Source organism: Lactiplantibacillus sp. 7.2.4 (assembly GCF_018991185.1).
Classification (GTDB): Bacteria; Bacillota; Bacilli; order Lactobacillales; family Lactobacillaceae; genus Lactiplantibacillus; species Lactiplantibacillus pentosus.
The window spans coordinates 1-21,132 of sequence record NZ_JAGYGS010000057.1 but is presented as its reverse complement, the minus strand read 5'-3'; the positions used below and the strand labels follow the sequence as shown (position 1 = coordinate 21,132).

Here is a 21,132-nt window from a genome sequence, read left to right as displayed (position 1 = left end):
GCTAAAATTTCTAACTTAATTTGACATTTGAAGCATTATAAAAACTTTAAATTAAGGAAATCGATAAGAGGTACCGCTTACATAGTTAAAAGTATCACAAAATCATTTAATTGTGAAACGCAAAAATGTTATTATTAATAAGTAAAACTGATTATTAGAAGGAGACGGAGAAATGAATATTTCACATTTGAAAGTTTTCATTAACTTAGCAGAGACGTTGAATTTTTCATTGACTGCTAAGGCAATGAATTTAACACAATCTGCGGTCTCACAGGCAATCAAATCAATTGAAATCGAACTTGGATTTTCTCTGTTTAAGCGTACTAAACGGCAGGTCAGTTTAACAAAGAGCGGTGCACTGTTTTATCGTCGGGTTACAACCGTCTTGAGTAATTTTGATAAAGCTGTTATTGATAGTCGTGAAGTGTACCAACGCGAGAAAAGTACATTAACGATTGGAACAACAGGCACGAGTTTTGAGTCTCATGCGCTACCTCTAATGATTAAAAATTATCGTAAGGCATATCCTGATGTGAAGATTTACCTAGAATATTTTAATCATAATCGGCTAAAACAACATTTATTAAATAAAGAGTGTGATTTGATTTTTACAACGCAAGATGATCTTTATGATACACCTAAAATTGCTTTTACTAAGCTTGTTGGTGGGTACTTTTGTGCCTTGGTTCCGGTTGGAAATGAATTGAGTCAGCGTTCCGAATTACCATTAGATTCGTTTGAACAACAAAATTTGATTCTTTTAAATGATAATTGGTGTCCGCCTGAACAGTTAAAATTACAACGATTATTGCAAAATAGTTATCCAGATCTTGAAACAACATTTGTGGATAACGTTGCAGTGGCGAACACCATGGTCGAAGCAGGGTTAGGAATCACGGTCATGCCAAATTTCATTAGTTGTACCAATCGGCAACTTTTCAAGATGATCCCGCTGGATTATTCGGTGGATTTAGTATATGGTACAGGAACACTAGTACAGCTACCTTCAGATGCAGCAAGTGATTTTACCAGATGGTTGGTCAAATATGATACTTTTGCGTAACATGGGAGATTAGAGGATGAACAGAGGTAGCTTATAGTGAAAAAATCAGGTCTACCGATTGTAGATATCTGTTGCTCTCATGAGACTGTTACAGTGAATGAATTGTGACACAGTTAAAATATGATTTTAAAGGAGTCGAAGAATAACCATGCTAAGAGGACTATCCCCTTTAACTTGCACTAATTTGATTAGATTGGTGCTTTTTTTGTTGACAAATCCTGTTATATCAGTGATTTGAGACAAAACGGACGAAGAAAAATACTTTAAAAAGTTGAGAAAAATCTTCTACCACAGAATGCAAAACGTTTCCGAGTGAAAAACTGGTGCTACGGGAAAAGCGTACTTAGAATTTCGATAAAATGTTTTATGGGATGTTGTAATATGTAAAAGTAACAATTATGATAACCGGTTGACATACTAGTCTAAATAATATATGATGTAATCGTTTTCAAAATAATGTCAATCGGTTGACACAAACGATTAGGGGTAGTTAATATGTCTAAAGGTAAACTCAGTATGTTCAAAAATACGTCGTATCTGCAGAGCTCCGTAACGATTCTTTTGTTTTTTACATCATGGGGCGTTTGGTGGTCATTCTTCCAGTTATGGCTGACATCTACTAAAAATGGTCTGGGATTGTCAGGTAGTGCGGTTGGTACGATTTATTCGGCAAATTCAGTAGTGACTTTAATTTTGATGTTTGTCTATGGTGCACTACAAGATAAATTACAATTAAAGCGGACGTTATTAGTCGGATGTGCGATACTTGAAACTTTGATTGGTCCTTTCTTTACTTGGATTTATGCGCCACTACTGAAGCACAGTTTTGTAATCGGTATCATTATTGGCGCTATCTTTTTATCTGCAGGGTTTTTAGCTGCATCTCCAGTTTTTGAAGCCTTTATTGAAAAAATTAGTCGGAAGTTTGATTTTGAATATGGTCAGGCACGGGCATGGGGATCATTTGGTTATGCACTCTCAGCGCTATTAGCAGGCTTTTTGTTTGTAATCAATCCCAAACTCAATTTTTGGTTTGGATCCCTATTTGGATTATTTTTATTATTAAATTTACTGTTTTGGAAACCAAAGCAATCTTCCAAGAAACATACAGCAAGTGTTGTGAATAACGAAAAATCGGCACCGACTTTGAAGGAAATGGCTGGTGTACTTAAGGTACCACAATTATGGCTGATAATTATTATCGTAATGTTTACTTGGACTTTTTATACTGTGTTTGATCAACAGATGTTTCCCGAATTTTATACACAACTATTCGCAACACCAGCACTGGGACAAAAGATGTATGGGACATTAAACTCGATTCAAGTTTTCTTTGAAGCAATCATGATGGGTGTTGTGCCAATTATTATGCGGAAGATAGGTGTTCGGAATACGCTGTTATTAGGAATGCTAGTAATGTGCATTCGAATTGGTGGTTGTTGTTTGGTTGTTGATCCGGTAGGTGTTTCATTGATTAAAATGTTACATTCGCTTGAGGTGCCATTATTCTGCTTGCCAATTTTTCGCTATTTTACATTACATTTCAATACGAAGCTTTCTGCAACGCTCTATATGGTTGGATTTCAAGTTGCAGCTCAAGTCGGTCAAGTTATTTTGTCCACGCCACTCGGTGCATTGCGTGACCAAATTGGTTATAGCGCGACTTTCCGAGTTATCGCAGGAATCGTTTTCTTAGCAGCCGTCTTTGCCTTTTTCGTTTTGAAAAAGGATGATCAAGACGTTGAAGGCCAACCATTGGAACGTGAAGAAGTTATTGGCTGAGTATATTACAAGTCAGGATAAATTGGAAATGAGGACAAAAATGGAAAATACAAAAGTAATGACTGTTAACAATAATCGTTATCGATTAGGTTATCATATTATGGGACCGGCCGGATGGATTAACGATCCCAATGGATTTTGTTATTTCAAAGGATATTATCATATTTTTTATCAATTCTATCCATATAGTGCTGAGTGGGGGCCAATGCATTGGGGACACGCACGAAGTAAAGATTTAGTTAATTGGGAAAGCCTTCCAATTGCATTAACTCCCGGCGACCCGGAAGACCGTAATGGGTGCTTTTCTGGTAGTGCCATTGTCAAGGATGATACGCTATATTTAATTTATACGGGCCATCATTATTATGATGGCGATGATAACCCTGACCATTTTTGGCAGAATCAAAATCTTGCATTCTCTACAGATGGTATCCACTTTGAAAAGTATGCGCACAATCCGATTATTGCGACAGCACCAGACGACAATACGCAGCATTTTAGAGATCCTAAGGTTTGGCAACGAAATGGACAATACTATTTGGTTCTTGGTAGTCAGGGCTCAGATAAGCTAGGCCGCACTTTATTATATCGGTCTAAAGACCTGAAAAAGTGGAATTACCTGGGTCCCATTGCTAGTGCTCGCCCGGAAGCTAACGAAGGCTATATGTGGGAATGCCCAGATTTATTCACATTGGCAGAGCAACAGGTGCTATTGACCTCACCACAAGGTATTAAAGCAGACGGACATCGATTCCTAAACTTGCATGAAACGGGTTACTTTGTTGGTAGGCTTGATTATGGTCGACCAAGTTTGGCAGATCGAAGCAATTTTACAGAATTGGATCATGGGCATGACTTTTACGCGTCCCAAACCACACTTGCACCGGATGGCCGCCGAATCGTTATGGGTTGGATGGCAATGTGGGAATCCAACATGCCAGAACAGGCCGATGGTTGGGCTGGTGCCCTGACAGTTCCCAGAGAACTAACGTTAAAATCTGGACATTTGTGGATGCGGCCAGCCAGAGAATTAAAAGCACTGCGGACAGCAACCATGCTTGATCAAGTCATGCATCTAGAACAGCCAGTCACACTACGACCAAAGCATCGGCAGGCTGAAATCAATATGACTGCAGATTTGACAACGACAAGTGCAGCGGTAATTCAGTTACAACTAAAAACAAATCAGGAGCTAGTTACTTTAACGTATGATCAAGCCAATAACCAACTCGTTTTAAAACGTGGTGACCGACCTGACAAACGTTATGCGCACCTCACACAATCGTCAGCAGAATTACAGTTAAATGTTTTTATGGATACAAGCTCATTAGAGATCTTTGTAAATGATGGGGATGCTGTGTTTACTGAGCGTGTTTATTCAGAAACACAACCACATTTTGAAATTACTAGTAATCAGGTTATTCAAGGACACGTGACACTTTATGATTTGAAAAACCATACGGTAGCGTTTTAGGGGGATAAGAATTTATGTTAATTGGTAGTATTGAAGCTGGTGGAACGAAATTTGTCTGCGCTGTGGGTAATGAGGATTATCAAATTAAAGATCGCGCAGTTTTTCCCACGACTACACCAGCAGAAACATTAGCAAAGGTGATTGATTATTTTAAACAGTTTGATTTGAGTGCATTAGGAATTGCTTCTTTTGGTCCAATTGAGATTCGAAAAAACTCGTCAAAATATGGCTATATTACCAATACACCAAAGCCACATTGGAAGAATACGAACTTTGTTGGCCCACTTCAACAAGCTTTAAACGTACCAATGACGTGGACGACTGATGTGAATGGTTCAGCCTATGGTGAATACATTATGGCATCCTTGGCAAATGAGCACACTGACTCGCTAGTTTATTATACGATAGGAACGGGAGTTGGTGCTGGGACCGTTATTGCTGGTCAGTTATTGGGGAGCTTAGGACATCCAGAGATGGGACATGTATTTGTGAAGCGGCATCCTGATGATTTGAATTTTAGCGGTATTTGTCCCTTTCATAGTGATTGCTTGGAAGGACTCGTGTCAGGGCCGACCTTTGAAGCGCGGACAGGCCGACCTGGCAAGGATGTTTCTTTGAATGATCCTGTATGGGATATCATGGCTAACTATGTTGCTCAGGCCGCATTACAAACCACACTGACGATTCGTCCAGACAAAATTGTGTTTGGTGGTGGCGTCATTAGTGAACCATTCTTAATCAAAATTCGAACGGCTTTTGAACAATTATTGAACGGGTATCTGGAATTACCACCATTAGATCAGTACTTGGTCATGCCAGCAATTGTTAATAATGGTTCAGCAACGATTGGTAATTTAGCATTGGCACTAAAATCATTAAATGCGTAATGGCTAGTACATTTAACCTAGAAACCTATAGTATAATGAAAGTTATACTGAGGAGTGGGTTATAATGGCGAAACTAGAAGACGTTGCAACATTGGCTAATGTTTCAAAAACAACGGTCTCGCGAGTGCTTAATCATCGCGGTTACTTGAGTGAGCAGACGATTAATAAGGTCCATCAGGCAATGGCGACCCTTAATTATCGACCTAACGTTATTGCCCAGCAATTGTATAAAAACCAAACGAATCTAATTGGTATTTTGTTGCCAACTGTAGCCAATCCGTTTTTTGGTGAACTTAGTGTTGCCTTAGAGCGTCGTTTGTATCAACAACATTATAAAGTGTTGATTGGTAATTCGATGAATGATTCCGATAAAGAACAGGATTATCTAGAGCAATTGTTGAATAAACAAATTGATGGCCTTATTGTTGGTACACATAATCGTGGTATTCGGGAATATCAGGAGATGAATCTGCCAGTGGTAGCCATTGATCGAATGGTGAATACGGATATTCCAATTGTTGCTGCCGATAATTATGCTGGCGGTAAATTGGCAACAGAGCTATTACTTAAGGGTGGTGCGACAAAGATCATTCATGTCAACGGTCCCAAAAAGTTGGCAGTAGCTGCACACCGGCGTCGTGAAGCGTATGAAGATGTCATGCGGCTACACGGATTGACACCGATAACGTATGAAATTGACTTTAATATTGCTGAAAGTGATAAGAAAGCGCAATTGCAGCAGATTTTTAGTGATTACCCAGATGTTGAGGGCATCTTTTCATCAAATGATACTGATGCGGCGTTATTGTTACAAATTGCAGCTGAAATGGGTCGGCGTGTTCCTGATGATTTTCGGCTAATTGGCTTTGATGGTACTCAAATCGTTCGCGAATTGTTGCCGCAATTAACGACCATTATTCAACCAATTGACGAGATTGCCACCCAAGCGGTTAGTACTTTACAACGTCGAATCAAAGGAGAACAGACTGATCATGAGATTATTTTACCGGTGAAGCTGTGGCCAGGAGCGACGATTTAAGGCTTGTGGAGAAACACTCTATTTACATTTGCTACGTCGCAAAAGCGTTGCTGAAGGTTTCGCCAGCGTTTGAAATTTTAGATGCCACCCAACGTGCCTTTTTCGTTGAAATGGGGAGTCGCACCGGTGGCTTGATGATTACGAATGCAATTCAGCATAAATACGGGTTAGTCATGAATGAGGCGGCTTATAAGTTGCAAGCGGGATTCAATTACCAGTTAAGCCCGCAACCACCGATGACGGAGTCCGGTTTCCTAACAGTCTTACCGCAAAATGGGCGCTTGGTGAAGTTTGATGTTGCGTCATTACGCCCAGAAGTCCAGCATATCGAGACTAACTTTGAGATTGGTCGGGAATATGATGAGATGGATGAATCCACTGATTACATCGCGATGGTTCAATTTGATGCACCGAATGATGATGCGATGCAACATAAAATCGGAAAGATAAATCGGATTATCAAGCACAATTTAGTTTGGGGATAACCGAGCGTTAACTGGCGTCGTTGTCGTTCGGTTGGTAGCTTAAATGGATTGAACTCACTGGTATTACTAGGTTACGAAAACATGTATGACATTTAGAAGCCTTACCGTGCCGTCCAGGGACAACTTGGTAAGGCTTTTAATTATGCAGCAAGGGGTAAAATTACTACTTTTGACGCATCGTAAACTTTTTGCTCTTGTGTTGATTTAATTAATAGTATCCTATTGTTATGAAGAAATATGGCGTAATCAATAAAATGGAAGGAGACGGTCATGTGCAACGAACGCAGCAACTTTTAACTACTTTAGTAACTAGTTACACCCAGCTATTAGGTCCCAATTTAGTCGGAATCTATTTACACGGTTCATACGTACTTGGTTCCTATAATGAGGATGTCAGTGATTTGGATTACGTTGTCGTGGTGCGCCACGCGTTGACTGCCACGAACAAACGGGAGTTGATGAGCGTTACTTTGCACAAACTATGGCCATTAGCACCCAAAAAAGGGTTAGAATTTCACGTTATGGTCCAATCGGCGTTGCGACCGTTTCAAACGCCAATTCCCTTTGATTTTCATTTTTCAAAATATCATTATCAAGATTACATTCAATCACCAAATCAGTATATACAAACGATGCATGGGACTGATCCCGACCTAGCAGCCCACTTAACAATTATGAATCACTATGGTCAAGTCTTAACCGGGCCTGCCATTGCGGAAGTGTTTAGTCCAATTCCACCCGCCGTTTACTGGCAGGCTTTAGTTTTTGATATTGCGGATGCTCAGACCGAGATAACAGTTGATCCGGTGTACGTGACATTAAATTTATGTCGGGTTTTAGCTTACCAACGGTCGGGACTGATTCTGTCAAAAAGTGGGGGTGGTCAATGGGGATTAGCCTACCTAGATTTGCGGTGGCGGCCATTAATCAACGCCGCCCTTCAAACGTACAGTGGCGACTTGCCGTCAATTCGATTTGATTCGAGTACCCTAACAGATTTTGCCACCATGGCTTTAACCACGATTTTATAAAAAACTGGTGAAACATGTCGTAAAGTGAACCCCCTTAGTTGGAGTAACTCCAAACTCAGGGGGTTCACTTCACTGTTTTTCTGGCTACGGTCTACGCTGCTTCGATTTGTATCTTGCTTAAGTAGTTTTCAGACGAATCCTAGTATCACCTATCACCGAGTGACTGGAACAGACATGATAGGTCAAAGCCTTACCGAGCCGTTTAAAGACGGACTCGGTAAGGCTTTTAATGTGGCTGAAAATCAGTAACAATCGCGTCGCCAGGTTTATCAGCGATGATTCTAACTTTCTAGCATAGGAGTGTGCGGCCACTTTCATGATTGATAAGTAAAACTTATGAAAAGGCGACGTTTTTGGAATTGGTCGATTATCATTTTGCTTGTAAGATATCACTTGTAAATTAAATCAAAAACAAGTGAAGTTAGAAAAGGAGATTTAAAACGATGTATGAAGATTTAAAAGGTAAAACAGCTGTCATTACTGGTGGTTCTAAAGGAATTGGTCATGCCATCGCTGAAAGGTTTGGCCAAGAGGGCATGAACGTTGTGATTAACTATAACAGTGATCCAGCTGGTGCTGAATCAGCGGTAGCAAGCGTTGAAAATAAAGGCGGCCATGCCGTTGCAGTTCAAGCTGATATTAGTACTGAGCTAGGGGTGCAGTCTTTATTAGATGCTGCGATTGAGAATTTTGGTGATTTGGATGTCTGGATCAATAATGCGGGGATGGAGATTAAATCACCGACCCATGAGTTAAGCCTAGATGCTTGGAATAAAGTGACAGCAATTGATCAAACCGGTGTGTTCTTGGGTTCACGAATTGCTTTGGCCTATTTTAAGAAGCACGGTAAGGCGGGCAATATTATTAATATGTCTTCTGTTCATGAACGGATTCCTTGGCCAACTTTTGCGAGCTATGCGGCAGCTAAGGGCAGCGTTAAACTTTTTACCCAAACTATCGCTATGGAATATGCAAAGGATAATATTCGGGTCAATGCGATTGGACCTGGTGCAATCAATACACCAATTAACGCGCAAAAATTTGCCGACAAGGCGCAATATGATCAGACCGTAAAAATGGTTCCGATGGATCGAATTGGTGATCCGGAAGAAGTTGCTGCTGGTGCTGCTTGATTGGCCTCCAACGAATCGAGTTATGTTACGGGGATTACCCTCTTTATTGATGGTGGGATGACCCTATACCCCGCTTTCAAAGATGGTCAAGGTTAAATCTGATTTTTAGAAGTTGGCAGACATGGCTGTGCGTATCAGCGTATCACGAGTGTATTATGAGTGATTCAACGTTAACTGGAGATTGAGAAAATGATTTAGGTGTGAAGGGTGTGAAAAGTTATGGGAATTTTATTAGCGTTGATCCCCGCAATTGGCTGGGGAATTCAACCTTTAATTGCACGGAAAGTTGGCGGCACGCCCGCTAACCAGATTGTTGGGACGGGATTGGGCGCCTTGCTGATTGGTCTAATTATTTGGTTAATCAAAGGGAGCGTCTCTGGGACTGCTTTTTGGCTCAGCTTTGGCGCCGGCTTCTTATGGTCATTGGGTCAAGTTGGTCAGTATATTTCATTTACACATCTTGGTGTGACCCGGACAATGCCAATTTCGACTGGGCTACAAATTATCGGAACGTCATTGATTGGCGTTTTGGCTTTCGGCGAATGGCCAGGAAACACCGCCAAACTCATTGGCGCAGTTGCAATTTTGCTGGTGATTATTGGTGTGGCACTTACCGCAATTACTGATCACAAGGGTCAAGGCGCAACGTCAATTGGATATGGACTGTCGATCTTAGTTCCGACTACCATTGGCTATTGGGCCTATGGTGCACTACCGAAGATGATTCATGCAGCTGGAATTCAGTTGTTTTTCCCGGAAATGTTAGGAATCTTCGTCGGTTCACTAATATATGCGCTAGTTAGAACTAAGGGCGCCGCTTTAGGTCAAAAAGAGACCTGGCAAAATGGGTTCATCGGAATCGTCTTTGGTATTTCATCATTGGCTTATATTTTTGCTGCACAATCAGCAGGTGTCGCGACTGCTTTTGTGATTACGCAGTTAAACGTCGTCGTTTCGACGCTGGGTGCAATGTTGCTTTTACATGAAGGAAAAAGTCATCGCGAACTGAGATATACGCTGGTTGGCCTTGGGCTGATTGTGATTGGCAGCATGATGACAGCGACTTTATGAGCTGAGTAATTGGAGATTATAAACTATGAGTATTTTTGATGATTTAAGAGCTGGTCAAATGATTAATATTGGTAATTCGCAATACCAAAAAGAAGTTCATGGCGAAATTGACCGCTGTAATGACCTTTGTCATGAAATCAATGCGACGATTCCTAGCGATCGAGAGCGGCTTGTGGAATTAGAAAATAAATTATTACATGGCCAGATACACGACGGGACGTTTTTTACACCACCAATGTTTATTGACTGTGGCAATCAGGTCCATCTTGGGCAGAATGTTTACGCCAATCATAATTTGACGATGATGTCGTTGGGCACCATTACCATTGATGATGGTGTCATGATGGGGCCCGGAGTGGGTTTGTTTACGGTCAATCATGACCCGGCTAATATTCGGAACGTTATGACCAAAGAAATTCATATTAAAAAGAACGCGTGGCTTGGCGCTCGCGTCAACGTTGCCCCCGGTGTAACGATTGGTGAAAATGCCATCATCGGCACGGGAGCCGTTGTTACAAAGGATATTCCTGACAATGCGGTTGCAGTGGGGGTCCCAGCTAAGGTGATCAAGTATAACAAAGTACAACAGTAACCAATCATTTTTAGGAGGTTGTGAGAGATGGATGAAACTGAATTTAATATCGCAAACATTTATGGTCGTGGAGAAGCCAACACTGCTTTTGCGCAATACTTTTCTGGGCGGTCCTTTTTAAACCCAATCACTGAGCCCGGAAAGTCGACGCTTTTCATTGCTAACGTCACTTTTGAACCGGGATGTCGCAATAATTGGCATATTCATCATGCCACTGAGGGTGGTGGACAGATTCTGCTGTGTGTTGCCGGTGAAGGCTGGTATCAGGAAGCAGGGCAACCCGCACAAAGTCTCAAACCTGGGGACAAAGTGATTATCCCTGCTAATGTGAAGCATTGGCATGGCGCTAAGGCGAATAGCTGGTTTAGCCACATTGCAATTGAAGTCCCTGGTAAAAATACGAGTAATGAGTGGCTGGAAGCCGTCAGTGATGAAGCTTACAATCAACTCGCAAAGTAAGCCACTGCCATGCGGATGATTTTTAGGTGAAGGGGCAGGTTGGATTGAAAAATAAGAAAAGTGTCATTGCCGGTTTGATTGTTTTAGCAGCGTTATTTTTTATCGGGGTCCGCGTTTATCAACTTCAAAATGATCACAATCAAACGGATCGTGTGGACAAAGTAGCGCAGCATCCTCGGAAACAGACAAGTCAAGCAAACCGAACAATTGTTGTGTTCTTTTCCCGTGCGGGTCAAAATTATCCGAATCGCGATTTAAAGGTTGGCGATACGAACCAAATTGCCAATCTTATCACGCAGCAAACTGGTGCGAAACAATATCGGATTGTTCCAAAACAAGCCTATCCGTATAATTACCAAGCAACCGTGAAGCGGGCGACTAGGGAACAGAATGAAAATGCACGTCCGAAAATTAAAAATAAGTTACCTAATTTTAAAAAATATGACACCATTTTTCTAGGTTATCCAATTTGGGATGCCCATTTACCAATGATTTTGCATACCTTTATGGCCTCCGCACAATTGAACGGTAAAATAATCATCCCATTCTCAACTAACGCGGGTTCAGGCTGGTCGGATTCACTAACGATGCTGCGAAAACAGTATCCACAAGCGACGTTTAAAAAGGGTCTTTCAATTCAGGGTAGTGACGTTAAGTATTCCCATGCAAAAATTGAAAAATGGTTGAATCGTCTCGGATATTAAGCACATGGAAGGAAGGTCCAATAATGAAAAAAGTTTTAATTTTAGGCGCAAATGGGCAAATTGCCAAAAGCGTAGAAAAGCGTGTTTTAAATGAACAGTCAGATGTTCAGCTGACTTTATTTTTACGAAATAGTCAGCGATTGAACGACTTAGCTACTAATCCCCGTGTGACGCTAGTTGATGGCGATATCACAGATTTTGATGCGGTTAAGCGCGCGATGGCAGGGCAAGACATCGTGTACATTGCCATGGTGGATCATACGGCAAATAACCGTATTACAAACAATGTCATTAAGGCCGCCAAAAATCAGGGTGTCAATCGTATTATTGAGTCAAGTTTACTCGGCTTATACAATGAAGTTCCTGGTGAATTTGGCCGTTGGAATTACCAAATGGTCAAGGATGGCCTTGCAGCTGCAATTAATGCGGATAAATTATTAGTACAGTCTGGCATCACGTATACAACGTTACGATTTCCATGGTTAAATGACCGTCATGAGATCAAATATCAACTGACACACCGCAACGAGACCTACATTGGTGTATCTGGTTCACGGCAAAGCATGGCGGAGGTCATTGTGAAAATCATTTCTGATCCAGCTTATCTCAGTAACGATAGTGTTGGTATCGCAGACGCAGACACTCAGGGAGAAACTCGACCAGTCTACTAGGCTGCGACAAGCTGGCCCTAAAACAAGTAAAATACCGCGTACTGAATTGAAATCAAACTTATCGCCATTTTAATCATGTGAATTTGATTGACAGTATGCACGCTCAGATCAAAGTTCGCTTGAAAAATTAGATTAGGTGGTTAGAGGTATGTCAATGTTTATCGCGTTGTTTGTTGTGTTAGTCGCAGTTGCAGTTAGTGAATTGATTGCGCGACTATTACCACGAATTTCTAGTACGTATTTTAATTTACTGTTTGGTATCATACTGGCTGCTTGGCCCATGACTAGCCGGTATATTCCTGAATTTGATAATGAGTTTTTTATGATCGTTATCTTGGCACCACTACTTTTCTTTGAAGGACAACGCACCCAAATTCTTCAAGTACAGCAACGGTTGAAGCAAATTATCGGGACCGCGGGTATCCTGGCGATTATTTCAGCGGTCGTCATCACAATGATTTTACCAAACTTGTTCAACATGACATTCCCCTTAGCGTTGATCATGGTCGCAATCAGTACGCCTACCGACGCAACTGCACTAGAATCAGTTATTGGCGGACGAGCATTTCCACGAAGCAGCCACGAACAGTTAACACTAGAATCAGTTATTGGCGGACGAGCATTTCCACGAAGCAGCCACGAACAGTTAACACTAGAATCGCTGTTTAATGATGCGACTGGATTAGTTTTATTACAGGCGGGCATCATCTGGTGGCAAACTGGACACTTTAATTTTCTGCAAAATGCGGGCACCCTATTATACGCTGCAGGTGGCGGGGCGTTAATTGGCTTTATGATTGCGTTACTGTTTATGGTGATTCGCCAATGGCTATTACGGACGAGCATCAACGCAATTTACGCACAAAATTTAGTCTATTTGCTCACCCCCATCATCATTTATATTTTGGCGGAAGCAATTGGCGTTTCAGGCATTATTGCGGTCGTCATTGCGGGATTAGTCAATAATAGTGAGGCTAATCGCAGTCGGTTCTCGTCACCGCGTCAAATGCACTTGGGATTGAATTTGGTCAACTTTTTGACCAGCATTTTAAATGGCATGGTCTTTGTCATTCTGGGCCTAAATCTTGAACTCATTTTTACGAGCCAATATTTTATTCATAACAATAATTGGCAGTGGTTGATGATTGGCGTAACCGTGTACCTTGGATTATTAGTTTGTCGACTGCTTTACGCAAAATACAAAGTTGGTGACCATTCTTGGCGATCAGCTGGCCTATTTTCTTTAGGTGGTGTTCACGCCACGGTGACTCTAGCCATGACTTTTTCATTACGTGGGACGCTAGCAACTAATCTGTATAATCAGGTTATTTTAGTTGAAGTCGTTGTCATTATTTTAAGCATGGTCACCGCCACAGTCGTGTTCAATCTGAAATTACCGGTAGATTTTGACGCGCGCAACCGACCAAGTAGACAACGTGAAATTCGGGATGAAATGGTCAAGTCCGGAATTGAGCGCGTAAAGAAGATGGACTTGGATTCGGCTGTACGGGCGCTGGTGATGTACGACTTACAAGATCAGATTCGAAGTAACACGTTACGGTCGTTTTTTAAACAGTGGCATGGTGTGAGTCAGCATCAAGAAAAAATCAACGTTTTACAAAGTGTGGACCAACGACGAGCCCTCATGCATGCTTTCAATGAAGAGCGCCGTTATTTACACTCATTAGCATTGACGCACCAAATTCCGAGTGATGAAATTTATGATTTATACAGTGAAGTACTCTTGGCAGAGTCTTTGGTATTAGATCCAAAAAGTCGGCTAATCTAATAATCAGTCGCGCTAAATCTCTAGATTAGAATTGAATTTTTTCTAAAAGAAAGGATATTAAATATGACACAACCAGTTAAAGCATTACAAGCCAGAACAAAGGGAGACTTTTCGGCTTTTGAGCAGACTATCATTCAGCGACGTGATCTTCGTCAAGATGATGTCGCAATTGAGATTAAATATTGTGGCATCTGTCACAGTGATGTGAGCATGGTTCAATGGCAGGGCGCCCATTTTCCAATGGTACCTGGCCATGAGATTTCAGGTATCGTGACTGCTGTAGGTAGTGACGTTAAGGACTTCAAGCCAGGTGATCGCGTTGGCGTGGGTTGCTTTGTAAATTCCTGTGGTAAGTGTGCGGCATGTCGAGCCGGCCGTGAACAGTTCTGTGAAAAAGGGACGGTCATTGTATTTGATTCAGAAGACGATGATGGGACCATTACGCAAGGCGGTTATTCACAAGCAATCGTTGTAAAGGATCACTTTGTCTTGCATATTCCTGACGAACTGTCATTGGCCGACGCTGCGCCATTATTGTGTGCAGGTATCACGACTTATAATCCGATGAAACAGTACCAAATTGGGGCTGGTAGCAAAGTTGCCGTTATTGGCTTAGGCGGATTAGGACATATTGCCGTTCAATTTGCAGCCAAAATGGGTGCCGATGTTACCGTACTTGGGCATTCTGAAAGTAAAAGAGAAGAAGCACAACAATTCGGTGCGACAAGTTACGAAATTTTACGTGATCCGGCGGACTTTGCGCCGTTGGCAGGACAGTATGATTTTATTTTGAATACGGTCGCCGTTGATCTGAATATTGGTGACTATTTACCATTATTGAAATTTAATGGGACGCTTTGTTACGTCGGCATTCCAAGTGATGAGATCCATTTCAATTTGTTCTCGATGTTTGGTAACCAGGCCAATATTACGGCATCCAACGTTGGTGGAATTGCGTTAACCCAAGAAATGCTTGATTTTGCAGCTAAAAATCATATTAAACCCCAGATTGAAATGATTGGGATTGATGATGTCGCTGACGCGTATCAGAACATTCTTGATAGTAAGGTCCATTACCGGTATGTCATTGATATGGCAACTTTGAAATAAGGGTATTGTTCTGGTCGTACAGGAGCTTTTGCAGCAGAAATAGGACTGTTGGCACATTGCGCTAGTTAATTTTGCATGATTTAATCAGCTTTAATGCTAAAGAATAGCTAGCCTAGCACAACGCGTATCATTCACTAGTATCACCGAGTGACTGGAATAGACATGATAGGTCAAAGCCTTACTGAGCCGTTTAAAGACGACTCGGTAAGGCTTTTAATATGCCTGAAAATCAGCAACAATCGCGTCGCCAGGTCTACCAACGATGAGCTTAACCTGCTGGCCACACACATGCCATATGATTGATAAGTAAAACTTATCGATGAGATGTGTTATCGGAATTGGTCGATTGTCATTTTGTTTGTAAGATAGTACTTGTAAATGAGTTAGCAGCAACATGATAAAGGAAGGTATCCAGTAATGGCAATTAGTAAAACTGCGCAAGCAAATCACAAAGAATTGTTTCCAGATCTGAAGTCGACGTTAAAAGTCACGGACCCGGAATTCATTGAAATTTTCGACAATTTTAACTTTGACGAAGTCCTGCAACATCAAAACTTGGACTTGAAGTTGCGGATGAAAATTACTTTGGCGGCGTTGATTGCGATGCAATCCGTTAACGAATATCAGGCGATGCTAAATGGTGCTCTGAACGTTGGTGTGACACCGGTCGAAGTTAAAGAAATCGTTTATCAAGCCACCGCATATGTTGGCCTTGGAAAGGTCTTTGACTTCTTACATGCCACCAACGCTGTCTTTACAGAACGGCATATTTCACTCCCGATTGAAGGGCAATCAACGACCACACCAGCAACTCGGTATGAAAAGGGATTGGAAACCGTTCGGCAGCTCGCCGGTGACGCCGTTGATAAGATGCAGGAGAATTTACCGGAAAACGAAAAGCACTTTGCAACGTTCTTGGCTGACAATTGTTTCGGCGACTATTATACCCGCAAAGGTCTGGATGCCAAGGCGCGGGAACTGATTACTTTTGCAATGCTGATTTCGCTGGGCGGTGCGGACCCACAAGTTAAGGGACACATTCGCAATAACGTGACGGTGGGTAATGATAAGGACACGCTATTGTCCGCCATTACGGTATTATTGCCATTCATTGGCTACCCAAGAACGTTAACGGCGTTGAATTTATTAAACGAAATTATTCCAGAAAATAACTAAGGACAAGGAGAAATATAATTATGACGAAAAAAACATGGTTGATTACGGGTGTTAGCAGCGGTTTTGGTCGGGCAATGACGGCGCAGTTATTGGCAGCGGGCAATACCGTGATTGGGACGGTTCGAAATACGGCTAAAGTTCAAGATTTAATTGATCAGTATCCGGATACTTTTATTTGTGAAATCCTAGATGTCATGGATGTCCCGGCGATTCATGAATTGGTCAACCGAGTTGCGACTGAACATTCAATCGATGTTTTAGTTAATAACGCGGGTTACGGGCTCTTCGGTGCGGCTGAAGAGTTGAGTGACGCAGATATTGATAAAATTTTGGCGACCGACTTAACGGGTTCGATTCAAATGATTCGCTCAGTCTTGCCATTTATGCGCAAGCAACAACATGGCCAAATCATCCAGATTTCATCCTATGGTGGTCAGGTTGCCTTTGCGGGTAATTCGATGTATCACGCCGCAAAGTTTGGTATTGAAGGCTTCTGTGAATCCGTGGCGCAAGAGGTCGAACCATTTAACATTGGCATGACGATCGTTGAACCCGGTGGCGCTCGGACTGAATTCCGGTACGGTAGTGCGCATGTTGCCAATTTGATGAAGGAATATGATGAAAATCCAGCGCACGCTTTCATGAAGATGCTTGACCCAGCAAATGGCTTGGCACCCGGCGATCCAGCTCGAATGGCTGCTCGCATTATCGAAAGTGTTGATCAACCTGACACGCCGTTGCATATGGTCTTAGGATCACAAGCGTTGGCAAGCACGATTGCCACTATTGAAAAGCGGTTGGCGGAATATCAAACTGAAAAGGAACTGGCAGCGTCAACTGATTTTCCAGCTGGCGAATAAGTTAAAGCAGTAGAAATGAGGAGAAAAATCATGAAAAAAGTTTTAATTATTGGTGCAACCGGTACGATTGGCAGTGCAGTGCGAGAAACTTTGTTAAACGAAACTGATAATCAGTTAACGTTATTTGCAAGAAGTGCTAGTCGGTTAAAGGCCGGTGAACGTGAAACGGTGATTGCTGGCGATGTGACCAACGATCGCGATTTGGACCAGGCTATTGCCGGACAAGACGTTGTTTTTGTTGCCTTAAGCGGCGCCTTAGGTCGGTTTGCGAACAAGATTGTGGCCGCAATGGACCGGAACCATGTTGCACGGTTATTATTTATTACTTCCATGGGCATTTATGATGAAATCCCGGCTTCGATTGGTGCGAGTGGCAATCTGAGTCATAATTCAATGCTGAAGTCTTACCGGGAGGCGGCCGATATCGTTGAAAGTTCCGACTTGAATTATACGGTGATTCGTCCAGGTTGGTTCACCGGTGGTCCAGTTGATTATGAAATCACGAAGAAGGGTGAACCCTTTGGCGGCCATGACGTCTCTATCAGTTCAATCGCTGATTTTGTGAAGAATGCCGTTGCGGATGACAACTACTATTCACATGATAGCGTTGGTTTAAATTCAAAATAAGCATGATAAGGTCATTAGTTCAGCTAGTGGCCTTTTTCTGTGGCATAATAAATTTAATAGTAAACGTCATAAAAGTTGAGGTGTCGTCAATGTTTCAACAAATGCAGTATTTCATCGCAATCGTCAAGAATCATAGTTTTACACAAGCGGCGGTGGACTGCCATATTTCACAATCCGCCATTTCGCAACAGATGAAGGAACTTGAAAATCGCTTGGGCATCACCCTCATCAAGCGGAAGGGGCGCAGCTTTGAAGTCACTGAAGCGGGGCAATATTTTTATATCCACAGCCAGGATATTTTAGCCGATGTCGATCAACTCGTTGAGAACACGATTAAAATCGAAAAGAATAATGAAGCTGAATTACGAGTGGGTTATCTCAGAAGTTTTGGGACTACCGAATTCTTGCAGACGGTGTCTGAGTTCACACAGGAATTCCCTAAGGTTAAGATCAAAATTAGTAGTGGCACCCATGAAGATCTCTATGAATTATTACGAACAGGCCAGATTGATTTGGATTTGTCGGATCAGCGACGCGCGTTATCTAATGAGTACCAGAATGAATTCTTGACGGCGAGTGACTTTATGGTTGCTGTCAATCATTCGTTACCAGTAGATACTGACAAAATTGAAATTGCTGATTTAGTTGATCTTCCTTGTATACTGATTATTGATGGCACCCAACAAGCAGCGGAAGAAGCATACTATCGGGATGTTCTGGGCGTTAGAAGCGAGTTTGTCCGTGCCCAGAATTATGATGAAGCCCAGATGCTGATTGCGTCTAATCAAGGGTATTTGATTATTAATCAGCGGATGCAGTCGCAATTAGACCAAGAGATTGTCAAGATGCTGCCCTTGTTCAAGGGTAATCGTAACCTGGTTCAAAACTACTATGCTTATTGGCAAGCGGATAATTCAGGATATTATATCGAGACATTCGCGGAATTATTGAAACAGAATTTTGCATAAGCTAAACTTATCGAATGCCCGTCAAAGTGAAATAGCTTTAAGCTGGAAATTTCGTTATCATTTTCCCTGTAAATAAGACAAGGGATGTGGAAGATATGACAGACGAAGAAGCAATCGTACAATTATATCGGGATGAAAATAAAGCGATGGTCGATAAAAATCTCAATAAATTAAATGAAATTTTGGCAGATGACATGCATTTGACCCACATGACGGGCTACGTTCAGCCTAAGTTTGAATGGATCGACCAAATTCAGAATGACGAGATGCAGTACCTTTCTTCTAAAGAAGATGCAATCAAAGCTATCCAAATTAACGGTAATCAGGCTAGTTTAATCGGCCAGAACCGGGTTCAAGCTAAAATCTGGGGTGGCGGTGCCAATACGTGGCCGTTGCAAATGCAGGTCTTCTATAAAAAACAAGCCGGCAAGTGGCTGATTACGGACCAAGTGGCTAGTACGTATTAGGTTTGAGCGCGGCTGGCTGGTGAAAAATAGGACGAGCAATCAATTTTTGGTTGCTCGTCTTCCTATTTTTGGCAGTTTGCACGCCGACTAGGTAAAGTTTTTGTAGCGATCGCAAAAAATACAGTGGCCGCGGAAATGGCTTTTTGGCATCGGCCAGTGGTGGGGGCGATAATGGTTCAAAATTCTCATCACCGCCGAATGCCACCGGTCAAAAATAAACCAGCAACTGCCCCGTCACTGAATTTTCAGGACAGGCAGTTGCTGGTTTTTGTCTGATACAAGTTTAGTTAGGCCACGTATTGCGCGTAGTCGATACCTAGTCGTTTGGCGATGCCAACGACTTCTGCGAGCGTCTTATCGTCAATTTCGATACCGTTAGCTGAGCGGTCTTGGTACGCAGCGGCTTCCTTGTCGCCGGCGACGATGACTGGTTTACCAGGAACGGATGGCAGGTCGCGGATGGCTTGTAAGTAAGCTGAGAACTTGTCGATGATGGCGTCCTTATCACCGAAGATTGACGGGTCGATGGCGATAAAGCTCTGACAAGGACCTACGGAAAGGTCGTCTGGCGTAATTTCGTTGGAAGTATTGCCTAGTGAAAGAATCGCGGTGAACACTTCGACGATGACACCGAGACCAAAGCCCTTGTGGCTACCGGTATCTTCGGTGACACCACCTAATGGCGCTAAACCAACGTTGGAATCTAAATCACGCAGGGCGTCCAAGTCTTCGGTGTCGTCATGCCGATTGACGGGCGTTTCGCCATCCTTTGCGACCCATAAGGCCGGTAAATCTTTGCCTAATTTACGGTAAACTTCAATTTTACCTTGTGGCACGGTGGTCGTCGCTGCATCGAAGATAAACGTGTTCGGTTGGGCCGGCATCGCAAAGGCGATTGGATTGGTGCCGACTAAAGCCTTCGTGGCGTGAGTGGGTAACATCGCTGAACGTGAATTACACGATGACAGGCCAATCAAGCCTTCTTCGGCCGCCATGTTGGCGTAATACCCGGCAATGCCGTAATGACCGGAGTTACGAGTCGTGACCATGCCAATGCCGTGTTGTTTTGCTTTTTCGATGGCAAGGCGCATGCTATAAATCCCGTTTAACTGCCCTAAGCCAAAGTGGGCGTCAACGACCGCACTCACATCGGTTTCTTTGACCACTTCTGGACGATTATGTACACGAATCTTACCATTGCGAATGAAGCCGTCGTACATGATCATTCGTTGGACCCCATGGGACTCAATACCAATCAAGTCCGTATAAATCAGCATGTGGGCCACTTCTTGACTTTCTTCTTCAGAAAAGCCGTAACCTTTGTAAATATTGTAAATCAGTTGTTCAATTTTCTTGCTATCGTATCGTTTTACCATTATCGTCACCACGTTATTTGAATTAGATTTAAGGATTAACTCAGCTATTAAAATATACAGATAACAACAGTTTAATTTTAATAATCCGTTAATCATATACTAATTAAAAACGTTATCACGTCACAAGTCAAGCTTGGGTTGTAGAAAGGCATATCCTAGTGCTATCCGGGTTCATACAGATAAACCTAATCTAGATGGGGTAGCGGTGAATATTGCGAAAGAGCCGTTTTAAGCGAAGTTGTCGCGAGGATAGTGTCTAAATAAGCCAGTCAGACGCAGTGACCCGTTTGGGGTGCTCGTCTGACTGGCTTAAATTTTAATCTTTTAGAAAAATTAGGGCACGCGATTGTCGGTGGTTAGTCTAAGAA

At 42.3% G+C, this 21,132-nt stretch carries 20 protein-coding genes and 1 pseudogene; 20 read left to right on the top strand and 1 reads right to left on the bottom strand.

Going from position 1 to position 21,132, the window contains the following annotated elements; genetic code table 11:
* Positions 1-172 precede the first annotated feature (172 nt).
* From KGF70_RS13725 to KGF70_RS13630, 20 genes and pseudogenes are all read left to right on the top strand, one after another.
* Entirely contained in the window at positions 173-1,063 is an 891-nt protein-coding gene (locus KGF70_RS13725) for a LysR family transcriptional regulator (protein ID WP_216769131.1), read from the top strand.
* A gap of 495 nt (positions 1,064-1,558) precedes the next feature.
* Positions 1,559-2,845, top strand: coding sequence for an MFS transporter (locus KGF70_RS13720; RefSeq protein WP_216769133.1), 1,287 nt, complete (start codon positions 1,559-1,561; stop codon positions 2,843-2,845).
* Between the two features lie 40 nt (positions 2,846-2,885).
* The gene (locus KGF70_RS13715; RefSeq protein ID WP_216769135.1) at positions 2,886-4,319 is read left to right on the top strand and encodes a sucrose-6-phosphate hydrolase; all 1,434 of its coding nucleotides are present in this window, start codon (positions 2,886-2,888) and stop codon (positions 4,317-4,319) included.
* A gap of 14 nt (positions 4,320-4,333) precedes the next feature.
* On the top strand, positions 4,334-5,206 hold the full coding sequence (gene scrK, locus KGF70_RS13710) for a fructokinase ScrK (protein WP_105960767.1): 873 nt from the start codon (positions 4,334-4,336) through the stop codon (positions 5,204-5,206).
* Positions 5,207-5,267: 61 nt separating this feature from the next.
* A complete protein-coding gene (locus KGF70_RS13705; RefSeq protein ID WP_216769150.1) occupies positions 5,268-6,245 on the top strand; it encodes a LacI family DNA-binding transcriptional regulator in 978 nt (325 codons plus the stop codon).
* Between the two features lie 5 nt (positions 6,246-6,250).
* Positions 6,251-6,730, top strand: a complete 480-nt coding sequence (locus tag KGF70_RS13700; RefSeq protein ID WP_216769136.1) for a hypothetical protein — start codon at positions 6,251-6,253, stop codon at positions 6,728-6,730.
* 272 nt (positions 6,731-7,002) lie between these two features.
* Complete coding sequence (locus KGF70_RS13695) at positions 7,003-7,761, top strand: aminoglycoside adenylyltransferase domain-containing protein (protein WP_320532174.1); 759 nt, start codon at positions 7,003-7,005, stop codon at positions 7,759-7,761.
* A gap of 443 nt (positions 7,762-8,204) precedes the next feature.
* Positions 8,205-8,990: pseudogene (locus KGF70_RS13690) on the top strand (glucose-1-dehydrogenase).
* 123 nt (positions 8,991-9,113) lie between these two features.
* Positions 9,114-9,965, top strand: coding sequence for a GRP family sugar transporter (locus KGF70_RS13685; protein ID WP_003639801.1), 852 nt, complete (start codon positions 9,114-9,116; stop codon positions 9,963-9,965).
* A 25-nt stretch (positions 9,966-9,990) separates the two neighbouring features.
* Positions 9,991-10,557, top strand: a complete 567-nt coding sequence (locus KGF70_RS13680) for a sugar O-acetyltransferase (protein ID WP_105921654.1) — start codon at positions 9,991-9,993, stop codon at positions 10,555-10,557.
* A gap of 27 nt (positions 10,558-10,584) precedes the next feature.
* Positions 10,585-11,016: a cupin domain-containing protein gene (locus KGF70_RS13675; RefSeq protein ID WP_056952613.1), complete on the top strand. Its 432-nt coding sequence runs from the start codon at positions 10,585-10,587 to the stop codon at positions 11,014-11,016.
* Between the two features lie 44 nt (positions 11,017-11,060).
* A complete protein-coding gene (locus KGF70_RS13670) occupies positions 11,061-11,720 on the top strand; it encodes a flavodoxin (RefSeq protein ID WP_162937043.1) in 660 nt (219 codons plus the stop codon).
* A 23-nt stretch (positions 11,721-11,743) separates the two neighbouring features.
* Positions 11,744-12,391, top strand: a complete 648-nt coding sequence (locus tag KGF70_RS13665) for an NAD(P)H-binding protein (protein ID WP_216769138.1) — start codon at positions 11,744-11,746, stop codon at positions 12,389-12,391.
* A 148-nt stretch (positions 12,392-12,539) separates the two neighbouring features.
* Positions 12,540-14,180: a sodium:proton antiporter gene (locus tag KGF70_RS13660; RefSeq protein ID WP_216786463.1), complete on the top strand. Its 1,641-nt coding sequence runs from the start codon at positions 12,540-12,542 to the stop codon at positions 14,178-14,180.
* 63 nt (positions 14,181-14,243) lie between these two features.
* Positions 14,244-15,290 carry an NAD(P)-dependent alcohol dehydrogenase gene (locus tag KGF70_RS13655; protein ID WP_050339819.1) on the top strand — a complete coding sequence of 349 codons (1,047 nt, stop codon included), beginning with the start codon at positions 14,244-14,246 and terminating at the stop codon, positions 15,288-15,290.
* A gap of 417 nt (positions 15,291-15,707) precedes the next feature.
* On the top strand, positions 15,708-16,466 hold the full coding sequence (locus tag KGF70_RS13650; protein ID WP_216769142.1) for a carboxymuconolactone decarboxylase family protein: 759 nt from the start codon (positions 15,708-15,710) through the stop codon (positions 16,464-16,466).
* 20 nt (positions 16,467-16,486) lie between these two features.
* Positions 16,487-17,326 carry an SDR family oxidoreductase gene (locus KGF70_RS13645; RefSeq protein WP_088770650.1) on the top strand — a complete coding sequence of 280 codons (840 nt, stop codon included), beginning with the start codon at positions 16,487-16,489 and terminating at the stop codon, positions 17,324-17,326.
* 30 nt (positions 17,327-17,356) lie between these two features.
* Positions 17,357-17,953, top strand: coding sequence for an NAD(P)H-binding protein (locus tag KGF70_RS13640; protein ID WP_216769144.1), 597 nt, complete (start codon positions 17,357-17,359; stop codon positions 17,951-17,953).
* Between the two features lie 89 nt (positions 17,954-18,042).
* Entirely contained in the window at positions 18,043-18,921 is an 879-nt protein-coding gene (locus tag KGF70_RS13635) for a LysR family transcriptional regulator (protein WP_216769146.1), read from the top strand.
* A 95-nt stretch (positions 18,922-19,016) separates the two neighbouring features.
* Positions 19,017-19,388: a nuclear transport factor 2 family protein gene (locus KGF70_RS13630; RefSeq protein WP_216769148.1), complete on the top strand. Its 372-nt coding sequence runs from the start codon at positions 19,017-19,019 to the stop codon at positions 19,386-19,388.
* Between the two features lie 287 nt (positions 19,389-19,675).
* Here the strand turns inward: KGF70_RS13630 and KGF70_RS13625 are convergent, their stop codons facing one another.
* The gene (locus KGF70_RS13625; RefSeq protein ID WP_003639789.1) at positions 19,676-20,764 is read right to left on the bottom strand and encodes an Ldh family oxidoreductase; all 1,089 of its coding nucleotides are present in this window, start codon (positions 20,762-20,764) and stop codon (positions 19,676-19,678) included.
* Positions 20,765-21,132 lie beyond the last annotated feature (368 nt).

Bases quoted from the DNA above. Each gene is read 5' to 3' on its own strand.
- KGF70_RS13630 (WP_216769148.1), top strand. From the start codon at position 19,017: ATGACAGACGAAGAAGCAATCGTACAATTATATCGGGATGAAAATAAA.
- KGF70_RS13660 (WP_216786463.1), top strand. From the start codon at position 12,540: ATGTCAATGTTTATCGCGTTGTTTGTTGTGTTAGTCGCAGTTGCAGTT.
- KGF70_RS13685 (WP_003639801.1), top strand. From the start codon at position 9,114: ATGGGAATTTTATTAGCGTTGATCCCCGCAATTGGCTGGGGAATTCAA.
- KGF70_RS13650 (WP_216769142.1), top strand. From the start codon at position 15,708: ATGGCAATTAGTAAAACTGCGCAAGCAAATCACAAAGAATTGTTTCCA.
- KGF70_RS13640 (WP_216769144.1), top strand. From the start codon at position 17,357: ATGAAAAAAGTTTTAATTATTGGTGCAACCGGTACGATTGGCAGTGCA.
- KGF70_RS13635 (WP_216769146.1), top strand. From the start codon at position 18,043: ATGTTTCAACAAATGCAGTATTTCATCGCAATCGTCAAGAATCATAGT.
- KGF70_RS13625 (WP_003639789.1), bottom strand. From the start codon at position 20,764: ATGGTAAAACGATACGATAGCAAGAAAATTGAACAACTGATTTACAAT.
- KGF70_RS13715 (WP_216769135.1), top strand. From the start codon at position 2,886: ATGGAAAATACAAAAGTAATGACTGTTAACAATAATCGTTATCGATTA.
- KGF70_RS13675 (WP_056952613.1), top strand. From the start codon at position 10,585: ATGGATGAAACTGAATTTAATATCGCAAACATTTATGGTCGTGGAGAA.
- KGF70_RS13665 (WP_216769138.1), top strand. From the start codon at position 11,744: ATGAAAAAAGTTTTAATTTTAGGCGCAAATGGGCAAATTGCCAAAAGC.
- KGF70_RS13655 (WP_050339819.1), top strand. From the start codon at position 14,244: ATGACACAACCAGTTAAAGCATTACAAGCCAGAACAAAGGGAGACTTT.
- KGF70_RS13680 (WP_105921654.1), top strand. From the start codon at position 9,991: ATGAGTATTTTTGATGATTTAAGAGCTGGTCAAATGATTAATATTGGT.
- KGF70_RS13645 (WP_088770650.1), top strand. From the start codon at position 16,487: ATGACGAAAAAAACATGGTTGATTACGGGTGTTAGCAGCGGTTTTGGT.
- scrK (WP_105960767.1), top strand. From the start codon at position 4,334: ATGTTAATTGGTAGTATTGAAGCTGGTGGAACGAAATTTGTCTGCGCT.
- KGF70_RS13720 (WP_216769133.1), top strand. From the start codon at position 1,559: ATGTCTAAAGGTAAACTCAGTATGTTCAAAAATACGTCGTATCTGCAG.
- KGF70_RS13725 (WP_216769131.1), top strand. From the start codon at position 173: ATGAATATTTCACATTTGAAAGTTTTCATTAACTTAGCAGAGACGTTG.